Raw genomic sequence first — 19,297 nt, 5'->3', positions numbered from 1 at the left:
CGACGTGCGGGTCGGCATAGCTGGCCGTCAGAGCGGACGCCCGGTGCTCCGCTTCAGTAGGCCCCTGATCCTCGCAGTACCGCCCTGAAGGTCTTCACGAGGATCTGGAGATCCAAGGTAAGGCTCCAGTTGTCGACATACCAGAGGTCCAGGCGCAGGGTCTCGTCCCACGTCAGGTCGCTCCGTCCGCTGACCTGCCACAGTCCCGTCAACCCGGGCCTGACCCGCAGGCGGTGCACGGCGTCGGGTTCGTACTCCGCCACCTCACGCGGGAGGGGCGGCCGGGGCCCGATCAGGGACATCTCGCCGCGGAGCACATTCGCCAGCTGGGGCAGCTCGTCCAGGGAGAAGCGGCGCAGCACCCGCCCCAAGCGGGTCACGCGCGGGTCGGACTTCATCTTGAACAGGACACCGTTGCCTGCGTCTCGCTGCAGCTCGGCGAGCCGCGCCTCCGCGTCGACACACATGGTCCGGAACTTCAGCATCTGGAACTCTTCGCCGCGAGCGCCGACCCGGGTCTGGCGGAACAGGACCGGTCCGGCAGAGTCCAGCCGGATGAACACCGCGATGGCGAGGAGCACGGGCAGCGCCGCCAGCAGGAGCAGCACCGTGAGCGCCTTGTCCACGAAGGACTTGACCATGCGCCGTGCGCCGGACATGACCGGGCGCTCGATGTGCAGCAACGGCATCCCAGCCGTGGGGCGGATGGACAGGCGCGGACCGGCGACCCCGAGCAGTCCCGGGGACACGACGAGCTCGACGTCCCGCTCCTCGAGCGACCAGGCCAGCCGGCGCAGCTCGTGCCCATGGAGGTCGGGGTCGCTGGACACTGCCACGACCTCCGCGTCGAAGAGGTCGACGGCCGACATGGCCTCGTCCGGATAGCCGAAGACCGGCACCCCCTCCACCTCGGAGCGGGCGTCACCGCTGAGGTCGAGACCGGAGACGCATGCGGCGACGACGCGCAGGCCCTGCTGAGGTGCGCGCTTGATCTCCCGGATCATGGGTAGCACGGTCTTGGCGTTCCCGATGATCACGGTTGCCTGGGTCTCGGACCCTGCCGAGCGCCGACGGTAGAGGTCGGCCCGCACCCGCTGACGGGTGCCGAGGCCGAGCACGAACAGCATCGTCACGGCGACGAGGCTGGTGAGCCGCGGCACGTCGATGCGGACCATGAAGGAGAGGAACGCGGCCGCGCCGACCAGGTAGACCGCAGACCGCATCACGGCGCGGTACTCCTCCGGCCCGGAGCCGGCGAAGCGGCGCTCGTAGCCGTGCGAGAGCGACAGCGTCCCCAGCCACAGCACCGGGAGCAGCGCCACGACGAGGACCCGCGAGGCCATCGTCGTCCCCGGCATGGCGACCAAGGCGGTGGTGCTGCCGGCACCGAGCGCGGCCAGGAGATCGCCACCCATGGCCCGACGCCGGTAGGCGACGTTCCACTGGACGCGCTTGGTGTGGACCGGCATCGATCGCTTCGGCGCCTCGGTCACCCACGGCGAGCTGGTGACCGCCCGACGAAGGCGCTGTGACAGGGCCGGCCTGTTCACTGATTCGACGTATTCCGTCATGCCAACCTCTTGCCGTCCCGATCCCGCGAACCCCGCCATGTCCGTCTCCCCCGCCACCCGATGATGAGGGTGTGTAGACCCACGATGACGAACCCTCGACTGGACTCGGAACGAGCCATCTGCACCCGTGAAACAGGTTAGGGCGTAAGGGATTTCGTCACCTACACCCTGAAGGCGAGGGTGATGTAGACAGGCTGACTACCGCACCTTGCGTACGTCACTCATACCCATGGGGGAACCGATGTGCCGAAGTGGAGACGATCTGGTCCGGTTGGTGCGGATCGCCCCAGTTGGCTGCTGGCCAGGACGTAGTCATTGGGGGCCCGGGCGGCCGATGCTTGGGGGCCCGCGAGGCCGATGCTGAAGCGTTGGCGGCCCTATGCCGGGCTGTGGAACTTCTGCTGCGCCAGCACCAGGCCATGGGTCACGACCATCTCGACAGCATCGGCCGCGTCACCGATCAGGAACGGCAGCTCCTTGCGCTCGGTGGTCCCGAAGTCACGGAGCACGAAGTCGGCGGGGTCCATCCGCCCGGGCGGTCGTCCGATCCCCACCCGGACCCGCAGGTAGTCCTTGGTGCCGAGGGCAGAGCTGATCGAGCGCAGCCCGTTGTGACCGCCCTCGCCCCCGCCCTTCTTGAGCCTGACGTCCCCGGCCGGGATGTCCAGCTCGTCGTGGACCACGAGCAGTCGGTCGACCTCGACCGAGAAGAACGTCATCAGCGCCTTGACCGGGCCGCCCGACTCGTTCATGTAGGACGAGGGCACCGCGACGACCGCAGCCGGGCCCGGGGCCCCGCCGGGAAGCATCCCGATGCGGACCGTGGCAGCAGCGGCGCGTGCCTTGTGCGCCGTCAGCTTCGTGCCCGATCGCGAGGCGAGCTCGTCGACGACCATCGCCCCCACGTTGTGCCGGTTGCCGGCGTACTTGGGACCGGGGTTTCCCAGGCCCACCACGAGCCAGGTGCCGTCGTCACTCACGGGCCGAGTATGCCGGAAGGCCAGGTCCCCCCCTGAAACCACTCAGGGGACCTGGCCTTCCGGCATACGACGGATGAGGACTCAGGCGTCCTCGGACTCGGCCTTCTCGCCCTCGGGGGCCTCGCCCTCGGCGGTCTCGCCCTCGCCCTCGGTGGCCTCGGCGTCGCCGGGCTCCTCGTGCTCGATACCAGCCTCGGCCTCGGCCTCGGCCATCTCGGCGTCCAGCGCCTCCTGCGAGATCTGCTGGGTGATGTTGACGACCAGGGTGTCCTCGTCGACGACCAGGGTCGAGCCGGTCGGGAGCTTCAGCTCGGACGCCTTGATCTGCGTGCCGGCCTCAAGGCCCTCGACGGAGACGACGATGTTCTCCGGGATGTGGGTGGCCTCGACCTCGAGCTGGATGGTCTGGGCGTCCAGGGTGACGATGGTCTCGGCAGCGGCCTCACCCTCGATGTGGACCGGGACGTCGACGGTGACCTTCTCGCCCTTGCGGACGATGACGAGGTCGATGTGCTCGATGACCGGCTTGATCGGGTCGCGCTGCACGTCCTTGGCCAGGGCTAGCTGCTCGTCGCCGTCGATGACGATCGTGAGCAGGGCGTTGGCGACCTTGAGGGCCATCATGGTGTCGTGGCCCGGCAGGGTGATGTGCACGGGCTCAGCGCCGTGGCCGTACATGACGGCGGGGATCTTGTGGTCGCGGCGGATCTTGCGGGCAGCGCCCTTGCCGAACTGCGTGCGCTTCTGCGCGACGAGCTTGTTGTCAGACACGGAATTCTCCTGTGCGGTGGGGGACTCGAGGATGCGGTGGGCCTCGACGCGGGGCGCAGCACGGAGACCACACCGCGTCGAATTACGGACGTGACTGGCTCCCGATGGTGCTTGGTGGCGGCAGCCGTGCAGTGTCCCTCGCCGAGGCAACCCGCCGAGTCTAGGCGACGCCTGCGGGGAGAGGGAAATCCGCGTCGTCCATGGCGGCCGTCGCCCGGTCCGCCCGCTCCCGACGCAGCTCCCCGACCCGGACCGCGACGACCCCGCCGACGATGCAGACGCCACCGGCCAGCTGCATCAGGCCCGGGAGCTCGCCCAGCAGCATCCAGGCGAAGAGGACGGCGAAGAGCACCTCGGTCAGACCCACGAAGGAGGCCACCGTGGACCCGAGCACGCGCGCGGCCGTCACCCCGAGCAGGTATGCCGTGGCGGCGGCGATCAGGGCGAGCTCGCCAATCGCGACCCACCAGGGAACCTGCCTCCCCATCAGCTCGACGGGAGCGGAGGCAAAGGTCAGCGGGAGGATGCGCGCGACCCCCAGCACGCCGAGGGCGACCGCCCCGGCGCCCATCCCCAGACCTGCGAGCGCCACCGGGGGCAGGCTGCTCTCCTCGGCGGCGAGGACGAAGAAGGTCGCGAGCCCCGTGGCGGCCACCAGTCCCCACGCCACCCCGACCAGGTCGGGGCGCGCCTGTCCCGCGAGGTCCAGGACCAGCACCAGGCCGAGGATGGCCAGGACGATGCCGAGGCCGGTCAGGGCAGTCGGCGCGCGACGGGTGCGCAGCCAGACCCACAGGACGACGAGCACGACGCCGAGGTACTCCAGCAGGAGCGCGACCCCGACGTCGAGCCGCTGCACGGCATAGAAGTAGGCCACCTGGCAGCCGGCCACCGCGACGGCACCGTAGGCGAGGACGGCGGGCAGGTTCTCGCGCACCAGCGACCACCTGCCGCGCAGCGCCAGGAGTGTCGGCACTGCGAGGACCAGGGTGGCGCCGCTGACACGGAGCAGGACGATCGCCCCGGAGCTCCAGCCCTCCACCAGCAGCGACTTCGCGAAGGGCCCGCTGCTGCCGAAGGTCGCCGCGGACGCCAGCGCGAACCAGAGGCCGAAGCCCTTCGACCGTGCCGCCATCGCCGCGCCCTTTCGCGAGAATTCCCTTGGTAAGCAGTCAAACGCCTTATACTCATGACGGTAGCGATCTAGCGGGTCAGGAGTCAAGATGCTTTTTGCCCATGACACGGAGATGGCGCTGCGGGGAGCGGCGGCCCTCGTCAACACGGCCCCGACCCTGCCCACTGACACCGAGGACCTGGCCACCGTTGCCGACCTCGACGCCTTCGTGCGGCAGTGGGAGTGGACGGGGTCGCGCGCCCACGACGACACCGAACTGGCCAGCGTCCACGCCCTGCGTCCGCGGTTGCGCCAGCTCTGGACTGCCGAGACGGACCAAGCCGTCGAGCTGGTCAACGCCCTGCTGGCCGAGGCCGGCGCCCTCCCCCAGCTGGTGCGTCACGGCGAGTGGTCGTGGCACCTGCACGCCACGCCACCGGAGGCGCCGCTGGCCACCCGCATGGCGGTGGAGGCTGCCATGGCGATGGTGGACGTCATCCGCGCGGACGAGCTCGCGAGGCTGCGAGTCTGTGCCGCCGAGGACTGCGAGGACGTGGTCATCGACCTGTCCAAGAACCGGTCGAAGCGGTTCTGCGACGGAGGGTGCGGCAACCGTGCCAACGTGGCGGCATACCGGGCCCGCAAGGCTGGCGCCCCCTAACCCGGGCCGGCGCTCCCTCACTCGCCGGGCGCTCCCTCACCTAGGCCGGCGCTCCCTCACCTCTGCTAGCAGAGGTTGGCTGTCTCAGCAGAGGCTGCAACGTCTGCTGAGCCAACGGCGCTCTGCTGAGTCGGCGAGCAACAGAGGTTGTCCACAGGCTCCCAACCGGGATCACGCGCCCTTGCCATGCTTGGTCGATGGACCTGGCCGACATCGCCCAGCACGGCGTGGTGAGCACCGCCGATGCCAGAACCCTCGGGATCGGCGCGGGGCAGCTGCGCCTGCTCGTCCGTTCGGGACGCCTGCTGCCGCTCGTGCGTGGTTGGTATGCCGTGGCGCCAATGGTCGGCGAGGCGCCCTGGCGCGCTGCGGACCCGTTCGCTGCCGCTCGGTCGCTGCACCGGCTGCGCACCGCGGCCCTGCTCCGTTCCTTCGAGGGACGTGTGACGGCGAGCCACCAGTCAGCCGTGGTCCTGAGGGGAGGGCGGCTGTGGCGGGCGGACCTCGAGACGGTCCACCTGACGCGCACGCGAGACGACCACTCGAGGCATCGACTCGGCGCCGTCCTGCACCCGCGGGTGGCGATGGAACCCAGCACCGGGCCAGACGGGCTGAGCACGGTGCCGATGGCGGTGGCGGTGGTGCAGGTCGGTCTGGTCCCCATCGCCGGGCGTCACTCCCCCGATCCGATGGAGAGCCTCATCGCGGCCGACGGCGCCCTCCACGACGGCCACATCACCGGCGAGCAGCTCGAGTCGGCACTCGCGCTGCATCGGCGGCATCCGCAGGTCGAGGGGGTCCGACTGCTGCTGCGGCACGCTGATGGACGTCACGAGTCGGTGGGCGAGACGAGGCTGGCCCAGGTTCTGCGGACCCTCGAATACCGCTTCACCCCACAGGTCCCCATCATCGCCCGAGGGGTGACCCGGCGCGGTGACTTCGGCATCGACGGGACGGACGTGGTCGTGGAGTTCGACGGGCTGGCGAAGTATGTCGAGAACTCCGTCCGGCCCGGCTTCCCCACCGTGCGCCGGGCCCTGGCTGACGAGAAGGCACGACAGTCCGATCTCGAGGATGCCGGCAAGGAGGTCGCCCGGGTCGTCTGGGCCGACCTCGACCACCCCGCAGGGATCAAGGCCAAGGTGGACCGGGCCATCGAACGCGCCAGTCGCCGCCGCCGCTCCGCCTAACCTCTGCTAGCAGAACTTCGCTGGCTCAGCAGAGGTTGCAGCATCTGCTGAGCCAGCCAACCTCTGCTAGCAGAGGTTAGGGAGGTGCCCCTGTTTCGTTGGCTCAGGGGCGGGGTCAGGCGTGGCCGTCGAAGAGGCTCGTGACCGAGCCGTCCTCGAAGACCTCCTGGATCGCGCGGCTGATCAGCGGTGCGATCGAGAGCACCGTGAGCTTGTCGAACTCGTGCGCCTCGTCGATCGGCAGCGTGTTGGTGACGATCACCTCGGTGGCACTGCAGTTCTTGAGCCGGTCGATGGCCGGATCGGACAGGATCGCGTGGGTAGCCGCGATGACGACACCGGCCGCCCCGTCGGCCATCAACGCGTCAGCGGCCTTGGTGATCGTGCCGCCCGTGTCGATCATGTCGTCGACGAGCACGCAGACGCGCCCCTTGACCTCACCGACGACACGGTTGGCGACGGTCTCGTTGGGGCGGTTGATGTCTCGTGTCTTGTGGATGAACGCCAGCGGGACCCCGCCGAGCCGCTGCGACCACTGCTCGGCGACCTTGATCCGGCCGGCGTCGGGCGAGACCACGGCGAGCTGCTCGTGGCCGTACTTCCGGGCCACGTGGTCGGCGAGGATCGGCAGCGCCATCAGGTGGTCGACAGGGCCGTCGAAGAAGCCCTGGATCTGCGCCGTGTGCAGGTCGACGGCCATCAGCCGGTTGGCGCCGGCTGTCTTGAACAGGTCGGCCATCAGGCGCGCGGAGATCGGCTCGCGGCCGCGGTGCTTCTTGTCCTGGCGGGCGTAGCCGTAGAACGGCAGCACGACCGTGATCCGCTTGGCGCTCGCCCGCTTGAGGGCGTCGACCATGATGAGCTGCTCCATGATCGCCTCGTTGATGGGCGTCGTGTGGCTCTGGATGACGAACGCGTCGGACCCGCGCACCGACTCCTCGTAGCGCACGTAGATCTCACCGTTCGCGAAGTCGTAGGCGCTGGTCGGGACGAGGTTGGTGCCGAGCAGGCTGGCGACCTCCTCCGCGAGCTCGGGGTTGGCGCGTCCCGCGAAGACCATCAGGTTCTTCTCGGTGGTCTTCGTGATGCCGGTCACGGGTGGGCCTGCCCTTCGGTGGATTCCTCGGTATGCCGCGTGGTCGCTGCGGCGTCGTCTCCCGCCGTGGCGGGTGCATCCGTCGCGAGCGCATCCGTCGCGCGGGCGGTCTTGGCGAGCGCATCCCTGGCCGCCTCGTCGGTCTTCGTGCCGGCGCGGGCCCTGGCGACCCAGCCGTCGACGTTGCGCTGCCGTCCCCGGGCCACCGCGATCTGGCCCGGATGGACGTCGCCCGTCAGCGCCGAACCGGCCCCGACGTACGCGCCGTCGGCGATGTCGACCGGGGCGATCAGCACGCTGTCCGACCCGACGAAGCTGTACCGACCGACGGTGGTCTGGTGCTTCGCGACACCGTCGTAGTTGGCGAAGATGGTGCCGGCCCCGATGTTGGCGCCCTCCCCGATGACGGCGTCGCCGGCATACGTGAGGTGGGGGACCTTGGCCCCCTCGCCGATCTTGGCGTTCTTGGTCTCGACGAAGCCGCCGATCTTGCCCTTGGCCCCGAGCTCGGTGCCGGCCCGCAGGTAGGAGAACGGGCCGACGGTGGCCTCGGGCCCGATCACCGCGAGGATCGCCTCGGTGCGCTTGACCTCCGCACCGGCACCGACCTCGGTGTCGGTCAGGGTGCTGTCCGGGCCGATGGTGGCGCGCTCGCCGATCGTCGTGGCGCCGAGCAGCTGCGTGCCGGGCAGGATCGTCGCGTCGCGGCCGATCGTGACGTCACTGTCGATCCAGGTGGTGTCCGGGTCGACGATCGTGACGCCGTCGCGCATCCAGCGCTCGGTGGTCCGGCGGTTGAGCTCCTTGCCGAGGCGGGCGAGCTGGACGCGGTCGTTGACTCCCTCGGTCTGCCAGAGGTCGGCGATGAGGTGCGCGCTGACGCGTCCGCCGGCCTTGCGGGCGATGGCGAGGACGTCCGTGAGGTACTTCTCGCCCTGGGCGTTGTCGGTGCCGACCTGCCCGAGCGCCTCGACGAGGACGGCCGCGTCGAACGCGTAGATCCCCGAGTTGATCTCGGTGATGGCGCGCTGCTCGTCCGTGGCGTCCTTCTGCTCGACGATGCCCTCGACGCCGTCGTCGGCGCCTCGCAGGATCCGGCCGTAGCCGGTGGGGTCGTCGAGGTGGGCGGTGATCACGGTGACCGCACTCCCGGTGGCGGCGTGCTCGTCGACCAGCGACTGGAGGGTCTCTCCTGCGAGCAGGGGGACGTCGCCGTAGGTGACCAGGATGGTCCCGTCCAGGCCCTCGGGCAGGGCGTCGAGCGCGCACTCGGTGGCCCGGCCGGTGCCCTTGATCTCGTCCTGGTCGGCGATCACGGCCTCCGGGTCGACCTCGGCGACGTGGGCGGCCACCAGGTCCCGCTCGTGGCGCACCACGACCGCGAGGTGCTCAGGCGCGACCGAGCGGGCCGCGGCGAGGGCATGACCCACCAGGGTCCGACCCCCGATCCGGTGCAGCACCTTGGGGGTCGAGGACTTCATCCGGGTGCCCTCACCAGCAGCGAGGACGATGACAGCGGCAAGGCGGTGCGAGCCGGTGGGGGTGTTCACGCGCGAGGCTCCAGCGATCTGGTCGGGTGCGACGGGACGGCGTCATGCTACCCGCAGGTCGCATCGCGTTCGTCCGCCTGTCACGCGGACCCCTACTTCGTGGGAGGGCTCGTGGTGGGCGCGGTCTCGAGGTACCAGGGGTTGGCTCTGGCCCAGTCGACGGTGCGCCGGATCCCCTCGTCGACGTCGACCTCGAGCTTCCAGCCCAGGACGCGCTCCGCCTTGGCCGTGTCCGGGATCCGCTTCGGGATGTCCTCGTAGGTCGAGCCGTAGTGCGTGCCCGTGTCCAGTGGTTCCGGGACGATCTCCCCCTCACGACCGGCGCTGGCGATCGTGAGGCGCACGACGTCGGCGATCGACGTCTCGTGCATGCTCCCGATGTTGAAGGCCTCGCCCACGGCCTCGTCCATCTCGGCGGCCAGCAGAGTGCCCCGGATCGCATCGTCCACGTAGGTGAAGCAGCGGGTCTGGTCACCCGAGTCGTACAGGTAGGGCGCCAGCCCGTTGAGCACCCGGTGCACGCTCTGCGACACCACGAAGATCGGGTTCTGCCGCGGCCCGTACACGTTGAAGTACCGGACGACCGTGACGGGCACACCATGGCTGGCATGCATGGCGAAGGCGAGGTGCTCGGCCATGGCCTTGGACGTGCTGTAGCTCCACCGGGCGGTCTTGGTCGAGCCCAGGACCCGGTCGTCGTCCTCCGCCCACGGCGGGCTGGGGTTCTTGCCGAACACCTCGGAAGTGCTGGCCAGCACGACCCTGGTCCCGTGGCGGCGGGCGATCTCGAGGACGTTCCGTGTGCCGCCGACGTTCACGTCCAGCACCTTGAGCGGGTCGTCGATGTAGTTCTTGATGCCGACGATGGCGGACAGGTGGAAGACGACGTCGACGTCCGGGCCGATGGCTGCTTCCAGGGCCCCGCGGTCGGTCACATCTGCCTGGATGAAGTCGAAGCCGTCGTAGGAGTCGAAGGTGATGCTGGTGTCCCGCTCGTTGCGGGCGAGGTCGACGACCGTCACGGTGTCGCCGCGCTCGAGAAGAGCCGTGACGAGGTGTGAACCGATGAAGCCGTAACCCCCGGTGACTACTGCACGCATGCCTCTCCTACCGCCCTATTCCCTTGTAGCGCAGGCCTGCTGACTCGACGTCCGAGCGCTGGAAGGCGTTCCGCCCGTCCAGGACGACGCAGTCCTGCGCCGTCAGCTCAGCCACCCGGGTCATCGGATAGTCCCGGAACTGCTGGTGTCCGGTGAGGTACACGACGGCATCCGCATCACGGATGGTGTCGTCGAGCGTCGCCGTCAACGGCACCGTGGTGACGGTGAGGGCCTCCTCGGGCCCGACCCACGGGTCATGGACGAGGAGGGTGCAGCCCGACTCCTCGAGCATCCGCACCACGTCACGGGTGGGCGTCAGACGGCAGTCGCCCGTGTTGTTCTTGAAGGCGATACCCAGGACCGCGACGCGTGAGTCCTTCAGCTCCTTGCCGCCCAGGGCGAGCTGTTCGCGCAGGAGCTCGCACGTGTATGCCGGCATCGTGTCGTTGACCGCGCGCGAGGTCTGAGGAGTCAGCATGTCGAGTCCGAGCTGCTCCCCGAGGTGGTGCACGAACCAGGGGTCCTTCGTGAGGCAGTACCCACCCACCCCCATGCTCGGCATGAGGATGTTGACGTTGTAGTTGACCTTCGGCAACGTGTTGGCGGCGTCGATCACCTGGGTGACGTTGCTCCCGAGCTTGTCGCAGATCTTCGCGAGCTCGTTGGCCAGGGCGATGTTGAGGTCGATCCAGAGGTTGTCCGCCAGCTTGGTCAGCTCAGCCTCCCGGGGTGAGTCGACCACGACGGACTCGACCCCCAGCGCCTCGCGCCACAGCCTTTGGCACACGTCGGCGGAGCGGGCATCGACACCCCCCACGACGACGGGGATTGAGGTCAGGTCCCTGACGGCTCGCCCTTCCGCCAGGCGCTCGGGGCAGAAGGCGAGGCCGAAGTCCACCCCGGCACGCAGGCCGCTGGTCTCCAGGATGGGCTGGACGAGGCCGGTCGTGGTGTTCGGGGGGACCGTGCTCTTGAGGACGACGAGCTGTCCGCGCGTCAGGAAGGCGGCCACCCCCTTGGCGGCAGCCTCGATGTCGTCGACGACGGGCTCGTAGTCCTGGCCGAGCGGAGTGCCCACGGTCACGATCACCACGTCCTGCTGGGCCACGGCGGCGAAGTCCGTCGTGGCGGTCAGCCGACCGGCCCCGACGTTCCGCGCGACGAGGTCGTCCAGACCGGGTTCGCGCACCCGCGTCGTGCCCCTGGTGATCTCCCCGACCACCTCCGGCCGCACGTCTATCCCCGTCACCTGCCATCCCCGGTCCGCGAGGACCGCCCCGATGACCACCCCTATGTACCCGAACCCCACCACTGCGACCCGCGCCTCCCGGCGCGCGAACAACGCATCGAGTTCATCAGCGGGCAGGTCCAACATCCCGTGTGCCACGGCTCTCCCCTCGCAAGTACCACAACCCACCACAGCATCAGGGTGGTGCTGGCTCACAAGACACCGCTGCGGGCACCTTCCCCTTTGACGACGACCGGTGTATAAGGGGCGGCCCTGGGCTCCTCGCCTGCGAAAAGGCTCCCCGGGTAGGAATCGAACCTACGTCGCTTGTCCTGATTCAAAGTCAGGCGGGCCCTGCCAGCAGACCAACCGGGGAACGCCCCCAGGGGGACCCGCCAAGGGTAGCCAAGCACGCGGCATACCTGGGCATCGACCGCGGCCGGGCGCTCGACGGGCCGAGCCGCCCGATGACAACCTACGTTTCCGTAGGTTACGGTTTCGTAAGTTGATGAAGCCTCCGTGGCGACGAACCGAAGGAAGGTTCCCCTGCGATGACGCCCGCGACACCCTCGACGCTGGACCAGACCCTCACGGTCGCGCCCGAGAGGAAGGGCGGTGGCGAACAGGTCGCGTTGGCCCTCTTCATCGGCATCCCCTTCCTCGCCCTGCTCGCAGCCATCCCGGTCGCCTGGGGATGGGGACTGGGCTGGCACGACATCGTGATCGCGGTGGTCATGTACGCGATCGCGGGTCACGGCATCACCGTCGGGTACCACCGCCACTTCACGCACGGCTCGTTCAAGGCCAGCCGCGCCCTGAAGATCGCCCTCGCCATCGCAGGGTCCATGGCCATCCAGGGACCGGTTGTCCGCTGGGTCGCCGACCACCGCCGCCACCACGCGTTCTCCGACCGGGACGGCGACCCGCACAGCCCCTGGCGCTATGGCGAGACGATCCCGGCGCTGGCCAAGGGCCTCTGGTGGGCCCACACGGGCTGGCTCTTCGACGTGGAGCAGACCCCGCGCAGCAAGTACGCACCCGACCTCATGGCCGACGAGGACCTGCGCAGGATCGACCGCGCCTTCCCGCTCATCGTCGCCGGCTCGATGCTGCTGCCCGCGGTGGTAGGCGGCCTCTGGTCGATGAGCTGGCAGGGCGCGCTGACGGCGTTCTTCTGGGCCTCCCTGGTCCGGGTCTCCCTGCTGCACCACGTCACCTGGTCGATCAACTCGATCTGCCACACCATCGGCGAACGACCGTTCAAGAGCCGTGACCGGTCCGGCAACGTCTGGTGGCTGGCCGTCCTGTCGATGGGCGAGTCGTGGCACAACCTGCACCATGCCGACCCGACCTGTGCACGCCACGGCGTCGAGAAGGGACAGGTCGACTCGACGGCGCGGGTGATCTGGGCGTTCGAGCGACTCGGCTGGGCCACGGACGTCAGGTGGCCGGTGGCCAAGCGCATCGACGCGCGACGCATCAGCGCCTGAGGGAGCGTCAGGGGGCGCGCCAACAGGCCGGCCAAGGCCGTTACGGCGAGGCCGTCACGGCGACGTCCTCACGGGGACATCGTCAGCATCGAACGAAACTGGACGACCTCCGGGCGCTGCCAGTCGAGGTGGTCGTTGCGCCAGCCCTCGAGGTCGCGAAACCCCTTGGCGTCGTTGGCCATCGCATGTCCGATGACGCTCTCGTCCGAGATCGAGAACCGCCTCTGCAGGGCCTCGACGAGGGCGACGCCGGCGGCAACCTGCGCCCTGCGGCGCAGCACCTGCTGGACCGCCCAGCGCGGGTCGTGCCCGCTGGACGACTGGACGAACTCGATGCCGATCGCGAGGTGGTTGAGTCCCACGGTGTGCCGACACATCACGGTGGGCGGCACCAGCTCGTGGATGGTTCCGTCCTTGTCGATGACGTAGTGCGAACAGGCTCCCGGGAGCTCACCGCGGTTGGGCACGTCGGACTCGAAGAGGGAACGAGCCGAGGCGTACGTGTCGCTCTCCGTGTAGTGCAGGACGATGAGGGTCGGGGTGAGGCGCCAGGTGGCAGTCCCATAGTGGCGCTTGGCGTATGCCGCGGTCTCCGCCTTGCGCGCGGCGCCGAACTCCAGGTGGTCGACGACGATGCGCGGAGCGACCGCCGGGTCCAGCCCCGTGGTGACCGTCGCCGTGGGCTCGCCCGCTGGCGCCCCTCCCGTGGGCGTTCCTGACGTCGGAGTCGTCAGGGCGGGCGCCGTCTCGGCCCCTCGCTCGGCCTGCCCCACGAGGGCGGTCTCGAGGGCGACTCCCGCCCCCAGCAGCACGACCATGGCGGCAGTCGCCATGGCCAACCGCCGCACTCCGCCGGCATACGGGGCACTGCCCTTCACGACCACCACGCTACGCAGGCGGCATGATGGGACGTGTGACCGACGCCCACGACAAGCCCACCAGCTCCGCCTCCCGTGCTCGCATGACCGGCAAGCAGCGCCGCGAACAGCTCCTCCTCGTCGGTCGGAAGCTGTTCGCGGACAAGGGATTCGAGGGCACGACGGTCGAGGAGATCGCCGCCAAGGCCAGCGTCTCCAAACCTGTGGTCTACGAGCACTTCGGGGGCAAGGAGGGTCTCTACGCCGTCGTCGTCGACCGAGAGATCGCGGCGCTCCTCGGGGGCATCACAGGCGCCCTCAGCGCGGAGCTCAACAGTCGGGAGACGCTCGAGCGGGCCGCGGGCGCGCTGCTGGACTACATCGAGAGCAACACCGACGGCTTCCGGATCCTGGTGCGCGACAGTCCGGCCGGACAGTCGACCGGATCCTTCGCCAGCCTCATCTCGGACGTCGCGAGCCAGGTCGAGCACATCCTCGCCGCGGAGTTCAAGCGCCGCCGGCTCGACCCGAAGACTGCTCCGCTGTATGCCCAGATGCTCGTCGGCATGGTCGCCCTGACGGGCCAGTGGTGGCTGGACTCTCGCAAGATGAAGAAGGCCGACGTGGCTGCCCACCTGGTCAACCTGGCCTGGAACGGGCTCGCGGGCCTCGAGAAGAAGCCTTCACTGCTCACTGCTGACTGACATGGCCGGACCGGTCGGACTAGCCTGACGAGGGTGCGCTCCTTCCTCGTGACCGACGCCATCCGCGACTACGCCGCCGCCCACAGCTCGTGGCGGCCCGACCCCGTGGTGCGCCGGCTGCAGGAACGCACCGCCGCGCTCGGCAGCCCCGCAGGCATGCAGATCGGCGACGACCAGGGCCAGCTGCTGACGATGCTCACCCGCCTCGTCGGCGCCCGGTCGGCCGTCGAGGTCGGCACGTTCACGGGCTACTCGAGCCTCTGCATCGCGCGGGGACTCAGCGACGGCGGCACCCTGGTCTGCTGCGACATCAGCGAGGAGTGGACGTCGATCGGCGCCCAGGCGTGGCACGAGGCCGGGGTGGCGGATCGCATCGACCTGCGGATCGCGCCGGCGCTCGACACGCTGCGGGCCCTGCCCACCGAGCCCATGATCGACCTGGTCTTCATCGACGCCGACAAGGGCGGCTACGTGGACTACTGGAACGAGCTGGTGCCCCGGGTCAGGCCGGGCGGGCTGTTGCTGGCGGACAACGTGCTGTGGAGCGGTGAGGTCGTCGACGACGAGAAGTCTGGCGAGAACCTCGACGCCCTGCGGGCGTTCAACGACGTGGTCGCCGCGGACGAGCGCGTCGAGGTCGTCGTGCTCACCGCCTTCGACGGACTCACGATCGCGCGTCGCCGCTGAGCGGACGGTGGGCGACGGCGAAGATCCGCCGGAACGGGAAGACGACGCCGATCTGCGTGCGCGGGTATGCCGCGCGGAGCCGGGTGTCGTACTCGGCCAGGAAGGCGGTGCGCTCGCCCGCGTCGGTCAGCTCCTCGAGCACCGGCCGGAGCCCGGTGCCCCGCACCCACTCCAGGACCGGGTTGTCCTCCTGCCCCCGGGGGTCGAGGACGTGCTGGTACGTCGTCTCCCACACGTCGACCTCGAGCCCGACACTCCCGAGCAGCTCGACATAGGCCGCCGGTTCCTCGACGGCGAGGCGCTCGAGGGCCGGTCGCGGCCGCTCGGCCGCCGGGTGGCCTTGGGCGACCTCGCGCATGAGGGCGTGCGCCGGGGCGTCGAGGTTGCCTGGCACCTGCATGGCCAGCCATCCGCCCTCCGCCAGGGCCGACGCCCAGCGGGTCAGCAACGCGAGGTGGTCCGGGACCCACTGGAGGGTGGCATTCGTGACGATGAGGTCGGGGGCTGCACCCAGTGTCCCCGGATCCCACTGCGCCACATCGCATTCCACCCACTCGACGCGCCCGCCGGCATCCGCTGAGCGCGCCGCGTCGAGCATCTGCGGCGAGCTGTCCACCCCCACGATGCGCGCCCCGGGCCAGCGTTCGGCGAGCGAGAGGGTCAACGGCCCGTTGCCACAGCCGAGATCGACGACCAGCTCCGGGTCGAGCGCCCCCACCCTGGCCATGAGGTCGCCGAACGGTCGCGCGCGGTGGTCGGAGAACCGTGCGTACTGGCGGGGATCCCACGTGGTGCTCATGGCGCTGTCCCTCTCGTGAGGACTTATCTTGATATCAAGATACTTGACGAAAGGTACAGTTGTCACCATGAGTGCGGGAGGCGTGGAGGCGGCCGCGGCTCCCCCTCCCGACGACGTCGACCACATCGTCGAGGCCTGGCGGCGCGAGCGCCCCGACCTCGACGTGGCCCCCTTGCACATCCTGTCCAGGGTCTCCCGACTGGCTCGCCGCCTCGACCTCGACCGCGGCCAGGCCTTCGCCCGCCACCAGCTGGAGGGGTGGGAGTTCGACGTGCTGTCGGCCCTGCGCCGGGCAGGGCACCCGTACGAGCTGTCCCCCGGCCAGCTGATCCGCCAGACCCTGGTCACCAGCGGGACCATGACGAACCGGGTGGACCGTCTGGAACGTCGCGGGCTGGTGGGTCGCACCCCTGATCCCACCGACCGTCGCGGGGTCATCGTGCGGCTCACTCCAGCCGGTCAGCGCACCGTGGACGACGCGATGGCCGACCTGCTCGACCGGGAACGCGATCTGCTCGCCGAGCTGTCGACGAGCGACCGCGACGAGCTGGCAGCGATGCTCCGGCGGCTGCTGTCACCCTTCGAGACCTGAGCGACCTCACCAACCTGAGTGGACTCAGTGGCCTGAGTGGCTGAGTGCCCGAGTGGCCTGAGCTCAGCCGACGATCTCGGCCGCGGCCAGCCACTCGAGCTCGAGGGCTTCGCGCTCGTCGACGATGGCGCGCAGCTGCCCGTTGAGGGTCAGCACCGTGGCGTGGTCGGTGGCCGACGCCGCCATCTCGGCATGGATCCGTTCCTCGCGCTCAGCCAGCCGTGCGAGCTGCTTCTCCACCCGCGCCATGTCCTTGCGGGCTTCCCGCAGCTCGGCAGGGCCGTGGCTCGGGGCAGAAGCCGCAGCCGCAGCCGCGGGTCCGCTCGGCGCGGTTCCGCCGGGCGTGGCAACGGTGGCCGGCGTCGGCGCGGGCGCCCCGCGGCGCAGCTCGAGGTACTGCTCGACGCCACCTGGGAGCTCGCGGATCTTGCCATCGCCCATCAGGGCGACCTGCTTGTCGCAGGCCCGCTCCAGCAGGTAGCGGTCGTGAGACACGACGAGCAGCGTGCCCGCCCAGCCGTCGAGGACGTCCTCGAGCGACGTCAGGGTCTCGATGTCCAGGTCGTTGGTGGGCTCGTCGAGCAGCAGCACGTTCGGCTCGTCCATCAGGAGGCGGGTCAGCTGCAGGCGCCGCCGCTCGCCGCCGGACAGGTCGGAGACGCGGGTCTGCTGGCGCCCGCCGGTGAAGCCGAGCCGCTGGGCGAGCTGGGAGGCGCTGATCTCCTTCTTGCCCAGGCGGATGTACTTGCGGACGTCCTCGATCGCCTCGATGACGCGCCAGTCGGCATACCGCTCCAGCTCACGCACCTCCTGGGTGAGGTAGGCGAGCTTGACCGTGACGCCCTGCTTCCGCTTGCCCGACGACAGCGGGACCGTCCCGGCGATCGCCCGCAGGAGGGTCGACTTGCCGGCGCCGTTCACGCCGACGATGCCGACCCGCTCGCCTGGCGCGAGGTGCCACGTGATGCGGTCCAGCAACAGACGGTCGCCGAGGGTCACCGAAGCGTCGACGAGGTCGACCACGTCCTTGCCGAGCCTGGTCGTGGCGAAACGCATCAGCTCGACGTCGTCGCGCGGGGGCGGCTCGTCGGCGATGAGCGTGTTGGCCGCGTCGATGCGGAACTTGGGTTTGCTGGTGCGCGCCGGCGGCCCGCGGCGCAGCCAGGCGAGCTCCTTGCGGAGCAGGTTGTCGCGGCGCTCCGCCGTGACGGCAGCCATCCGCTCGCGCTCGGCCTTCGCCAGGACGTATGCCGCGTAGCCACCGTCGAAGGCGTTCACCGTGCCGTCGACGACCTCCCAGGTGGTAGTGGCGATCGCGTCGAGGAACCACCGGTCGTGCGTGATGGCGACGACGGCGTTGTCGGGGCGGGCGCGGTGGCGCACGAGGTGCTCGGCGAGCCAGGCCACGCCCTCGACATCGAGGTGGTTGGTCGGCTCGTCGAGGAACAGCACCGTCGGGTCCTGCACCAGCAGGGCGGCCAACGCCAGACGCCGACGCTCTCCACCGGACAGCGGACCGACGCGCGCGTCGAAGCCACCGACTGCCTCGGCACCGATCCCGCCGAGGAGGCCCGTGAGGACGTCGCGGATCCGCGGGTCGCCGGCCCAGACGTGCTCGGCGAGGTCGCCGAGGACCGCCTCACGAACCGTGTGGCCGGGGTCGAGCACGTCCTCCTGGGCGAGCACGCCGACCCGCGACACACCTGCCCGCGTCACCCTCCCCGAGTCCACCTCGAGCTGCCCGGCGAGGACGCGCAGCAAGGTGGTCTTGCCCCCGCCGTTGCGCCCGACGACACCGATGCGGTCGCCACCGAGCACGCCGAGGGAGACCTCGTCGAGCACCTGGGCGGTGCCGAGGGCCAGGGACGCGCGCTCGACGCTGATGAGGTTGACCATCTGCTGCTCAGCCCGGCCGCGGAGCGCTGATGACGTGGGCCCCGTGCGCCGGACCGGTGGCCCGACGCACGTCCTGAACCGCCCCGGAGGCCGTCAGGGACACCGCCAGGTCGAGGGCGGCCTCGTTGGACTCGGCAAGGAAGGCGACCGTCGGACCGGAGCCGGAGACTATGCCTCCCAGGGCACCGAACTCGAGCCCTGCGTCGAGCACGTCGCCCAAGGCCGGCATCAGCGAGATCGCCGCTGCCTGCAGGTCGTTCGACAACGCCGCGCCCAGCGCCCGCGCATCGCCGGAACGCAGGGCCGTCATCATCTCGGCGCTCGGCGACGGGTCCGGGACGGCGCGGTCGCCCCGCAGGCGGTCACACTCGGCATACACGGCCGGGGTCGAGAGGCCGGCCTCGCTGAGGGCAAAGACCCAGTGGTAGCTGCCGCGCGCCAACACCGGCGCCAGCCGTTCGCCGCGGCCCGAACCCATCGCGGTGCCGCCCCCGAGCAGGAAGGGCACGTCGCTGCCGAGCCCCGCTGCGATCTCCTCGAGCTCCGGGCGGCTTAGGCCGGTCCCCCACAGCACGTCGCACGCGACCAGTGTCGCCGCGGCGTCGGCGGACCCGCCGGCCATGCCGCCAGCCACCGGGATGTCCTTGCGGATGGTCAGGTGGACGGCCTCGTCGATTCCGGCCACCTCCGCGAGCTTCTGGGCGGCGCGAGCCGCCAGGTTGGTGCCGTCGACGGGCACTCCGAAGGACTGCGGCCCCGACACCGCCAGCCCCCACTCGGGCGCGCTCATCACGGTCACCTCGTCGAAGAGGTTGACCGCGTGGAAGATCGTGGACAGCGGGTGGTACCCGTCCCCCCGAGGCGCCCCGACGAGCAGCTCGAGGTTGACCTTCGCCGGGACGCGCACCGTCACCGATGACGGCGGCAGAGCGGCTGAGGTCATGGCCGCCACCCTAACGGGGTGAGCGGGGGCAGCGCGGACCAGCACATCTGCACAGAACCTTCACACCA

General features: G+C 70.0%; 18 protein-coding genes and 1 tRNA gene. 6 read left to right on the top strand and 13 right to left on the bottom strand.

Annotated elements, in window-relative coordinates; translation table 11 throughout:
* Positions 1–53: 53 nt before the first annotated feature.
* From BJ986_RS09335 to BJ986_RS09320, 4 genes are all read right to left on the bottom strand, one after another.
* Entirely contained in the window at positions 54–1,469 is a 1,416-nt protein-coding gene (locus BJ986_RS09335) for a sugar transferase (RefSeq protein ID WP_179421726.1), read from the bottom strand.
* A gap of 479 nt (positions 1,470–1,948) precedes the next feature.
* A complete protein-coding gene (gene pth / locus BJ986_RS09330) occupies positions 1,949–2,551 on the bottom strand; it encodes an aminoacyl-tRNA hydrolase (protein WP_179421725.1) in 603 nt (200 codons plus the stop codon).
* Positions 2,552–2,632: 81 nt separating this feature from the next.
* Positions 2,633–3,322, bottom strand: coding sequence for a 50S ribosomal protein L25/general stress protein Ctc (locus BJ986_RS09325; RefSeq protein WP_179421724.1), 690 nt, complete (start codon positions 3,320–3,322; stop codon positions 2,633–2,635).
* A 160-nt stretch (positions 3,323–3,482) separates the two neighbouring features.
* On the bottom strand, positions 3,483–4,457 hold the full coding sequence (locus BJ986_RS09320) for an EamA family transporter (protein WP_179421723.1): 975 nt from the start codon (positions 4,455–4,457) through the stop codon (positions 3,483–3,485).
* An 88-nt stretch (positions 4,458–4,545) separates the two neighbouring features.
* On the opposite strand from BJ986_RS09320, the gene BJ986_RS09315 reads away from it, so the two are divergent.
* Positions 4,546–5,097: a CGNR zinc finger domain-containing protein gene (locus tag BJ986_RS09315; protein ID WP_179421722.1), complete on the top strand. Its 552-nt coding sequence runs from the start codon at positions 4,546–4,548 to the stop codon at positions 5,095–5,097.
* 197 nt (positions 5,098–5,294) lie between these two features.
* Positions 5,295–6,287 carry a type IV toxin-antitoxin system AbiEi family antitoxin domain-containing protein gene (locus BJ986_RS09310; RefSeq protein ID WP_179421721.1) on the top strand — a complete coding sequence of 331 codons (993 nt, stop codon included), beginning with the start codon at positions 5,295–5,297 and terminating at the stop codon, positions 6,285–6,287.
* A 115-nt stretch (positions 6,288–6,402) separates the two neighbouring features.
* Here BJ986_RS09310 and BJ986_RS09305 read toward each other — a convergent pair whose 3' ends face one another.
* The 5 genes from BJ986_RS09305 to BJ986_RS09285 all read right to left on the bottom strand — a co-directional run bounded on the left by BJ986_RS09305 (position 6,403) and on the right by BJ986_RS09285 (position 11,637).
* Complete coding sequence (locus BJ986_RS09305) at positions 6,403–7,383, bottom strand: ribose-phosphate diphosphokinase (protein WP_179421720.1); 981 nt, start codon at positions 7,381–7,383, stop codon at positions 6,403–6,405.
* Positions 7,380–8,864 (bottom strand): bifunctional UDP-N-acetylglucosamine diphosphorylase/glucosamine-1-phosphate N-acetyltransferase GlmU, encoded by a 1,485-nt coding sequence (gene glmU, locus BJ986_RS09300; RefSeq protein WP_238338349.1) that lies wholly within the window; start codon positions 8,862–8,864, stop codon positions 7,380–7,382. The genes BJ986_RS09305 and glmU overlap by 4 nt, the downstream gene beginning before the upstream one ends.
* 161 nt (positions 8,865–9,025) lie before the next feature.
* Positions 9,026–10,033: an NAD-dependent epimerase/dehydratase family protein gene (locus BJ986_RS09295; protein ID WP_179421718.1), complete on the bottom strand. Its 1,008-nt coding sequence runs from the start codon at positions 10,031–10,033 to the stop codon at positions 9,026–9,028.
* A 7-nt stretch (positions 10,034–10,040) separates the two neighbouring features.
* A complete protein-coding gene (locus BJ986_RS09290) occupies positions 10,041–11,420 on the bottom strand; it encodes a nucleotide sugar dehydrogenase (RefSeq protein ID WP_202881220.1) in 1,380 nt (459 codons plus the stop codon).
* Positions 11,421–11,558: 138 nt separating this feature from the next.
* Positions 11,559–11,637, bottom strand: a tRNA-Gln gene (locus BJ986_RS09285).
* Between the two features lie 175 nt (positions 11,638–11,812).
* Between BJ986_RS09285 and BJ986_RS09280 the strand changes: the two genes are divergently transcribed.
* Positions 11,813–12,751: an acyl-CoA desaturase gene (locus tag BJ986_RS09280; RefSeq protein WP_179421717.1), complete on the top strand. Its 939-nt coding sequence runs from the start codon at positions 11,813–11,815 to the stop codon at positions 12,749–12,751.
* A gap of 68 nt (positions 12,752–12,819) precedes the next feature.
* Here BJ986_RS09280 and BJ986_RS09275 read toward each other — a convergent pair whose 3' ends face one another.
* The gene (locus tag BJ986_RS09275) at positions 12,820–13,629 is read right to left on the bottom strand and encodes an N-acetylmuramoyl-L-alanine amidase (protein WP_179421716.1); all 810 of its coding nucleotides are present in this window, start codon (positions 13,627–13,629) and stop codon (positions 12,820–12,822) included.
* Positions 13,630–13,712: 83 nt separating this feature from the next.
* Between BJ986_RS09275 and BJ986_RS09270 the strand changes: the two genes are divergently transcribed.
* Both BJ986_RS09270 and BJ986_RS09265 read left to right on the top strand, forming a co-directional pair.
* The gene (locus tag BJ986_RS09270; RefSeq protein WP_179423694.1) at positions 13,713–14,312 is read left to right on the top strand and encodes a TetR/AcrR family transcriptional regulator; all 600 of its coding nucleotides are present in this window, start codon (positions 13,713–13,715) and stop codon (positions 14,310–14,312) included.
* Positions 14,313–14,345: 33 nt separating this feature from the next.
* Complete coding sequence (locus tag BJ986_RS09265) at positions 14,346–14,999, top strand: O-methyltransferase (protein WP_337795073.1); 654 nt, start codon at positions 14,346–14,348, stop codon at positions 14,997–14,999.
* Here BJ986_RS09265 and BJ986_RS09260 read toward each other — a convergent pair.
* A complete protein-coding gene (locus BJ986_RS09260) occupies positions 14,977–15,798 on the bottom strand; it encodes a methyltransferase domain-containing protein (protein WP_179421715.1) in 822 nt (273 codons plus the stop codon). The genes BJ986_RS09265 and BJ986_RS09260 overlap by 23 nt on opposite strands.
* Positions 15,799–15,865: 67 nt before the next feature.
* On the opposite strand from BJ986_RS09260, the gene BJ986_RS09255 reads away from it, so the two are divergent.
* Positions 15,866–16,390, top strand: coding sequence for a MarR family winged helix-turn-helix transcriptional regulator (locus tag BJ986_RS09255; protein WP_179421714.1), 525 nt, complete (start codon positions 15,866–15,868; stop codon positions 16,388–16,390).
* A gap of 63 nt (positions 16,391–16,453) precedes the next feature.
* Here BJ986_RS09255 and BJ986_RS09250 read toward each other — a convergent pair whose 3' ends face one another.
* Both BJ986_RS09250 and BJ986_RS09245 read right to left on the bottom strand, forming a co-directional pair.
* Positions 16,454–18,286, bottom strand: coding sequence for an ABC-F family ATP-binding cassette domain-containing protein (locus BJ986_RS09250; RefSeq protein ID WP_179421713.1), 1,833 nt, complete (start codon positions 18,284–18,286; stop codon positions 16,454–16,456).
* Between the two features lie 7 nt (positions 18,287–18,293).
* On the bottom strand, positions 18,294–19,229 hold the full coding sequence (locus BJ986_RS09245; RefSeq protein WP_179421712.1) for a 4-(cytidine 5'-diphospho)-2-C-methyl-D-erythritol kinase: 936 nt from the start codon (positions 19,227–19,229) through the stop codon (positions 18,294–18,296).
* Positions 19,230–19,297: the final 68 nt, after the last annotated feature.

The sequence above is a fragment of the Pedococcus badiiscoriae genome (assembly GCF_013408925.1).
Lineage (GTDB): Bacteria > Actinomycetota > Actinomycetes > Actinomycetales > Dermatophilaceae > Pedococcus > Pedococcus badiiscoriae.
This window is presented reverse-complemented; position numbering and strand designations above follow the sequence as displayed.

Coding starts and splice junctions, on each gene's coding strand:
- BJ986_RS09335 (WP_179421726.1), bottom strand. CDS start 1,469: ATGCCGGTCCACACCAAGCGCGTCCAGTGGAACGTCGCCTACCGGCGT.
- BJ986_RS09320 (WP_179421723.1), bottom strand. CDS start 4,457: ATGGCGGCACGGTCGAAGGGCTTCGGCCTCTGGTTCGCGCTGGCGTCC.
- BJ986_RS09315 (WP_179421722.1), top strand. CDS start 4,546: ATGCTTTTTGCCCATGACACGGAGATGGCGCTGCGGGGAGCGGCGGCC.
- BJ986_RS09310 (WP_179421721.1), top strand. CDS start 5,295: ATGGACCTGGCCGACATCGCCCAGCACGGCGTGGTGAGCACCGCCGAT.
- glmU (WP_238338349.1), bottom strand. CDS start 8,864: ATGAAGTCCTCGACCCCCAAGGTGCTGCACCGGATCGGGGGTCGGACC.
- BJ986_RS09295 (WP_179421718.1), bottom strand. CDS start 10,033: ATGCGTGCAGTAGTCACCGGGGGTTACGGCTTCATCGGTTCACACCTC.
- BJ986_RS09280 (WP_179421717.1), top strand. CDS start 11,813: ATGACGCCCGCGACACCCTCGACGCTGGACCAGACCCTCACGGTCGCG.
- BJ986_RS09270 (WP_179423694.1), top strand. CDS start 13,713: ATGACCGGCAAGCAGCGCCGCGAACAGCTCCTCCTCGTCGGTCGGAAG.
- BJ986_RS09260 (WP_179421715.1), bottom strand. CDS start 15,798: ATGAGCACCACGTGGGATCCCCGCCAGTACGCACGGTTCTCCGACCAC.
- BJ986_RS09255 (WP_179421714.1), top strand. CDS start 15,866: ATGAGTGCGGGAGGCGTGGAGGCGGCCGCGGCTCCCCCTCCCGACGAC.
- BJ986_RS09250 (WP_179421713.1), bottom strand. CDS start 18,286: ATGGTCAACCTCATCAGCGTCGAGCGCGCGTCCCTGGCCCTCGGCACC.
- BJ986_RS09245 (WP_179421712.1), bottom strand. CDS start 19,229: ATGACCTCAGCCGCTCTGCCGCCGTCATCGGTGACGGTGCGCGTCCCG.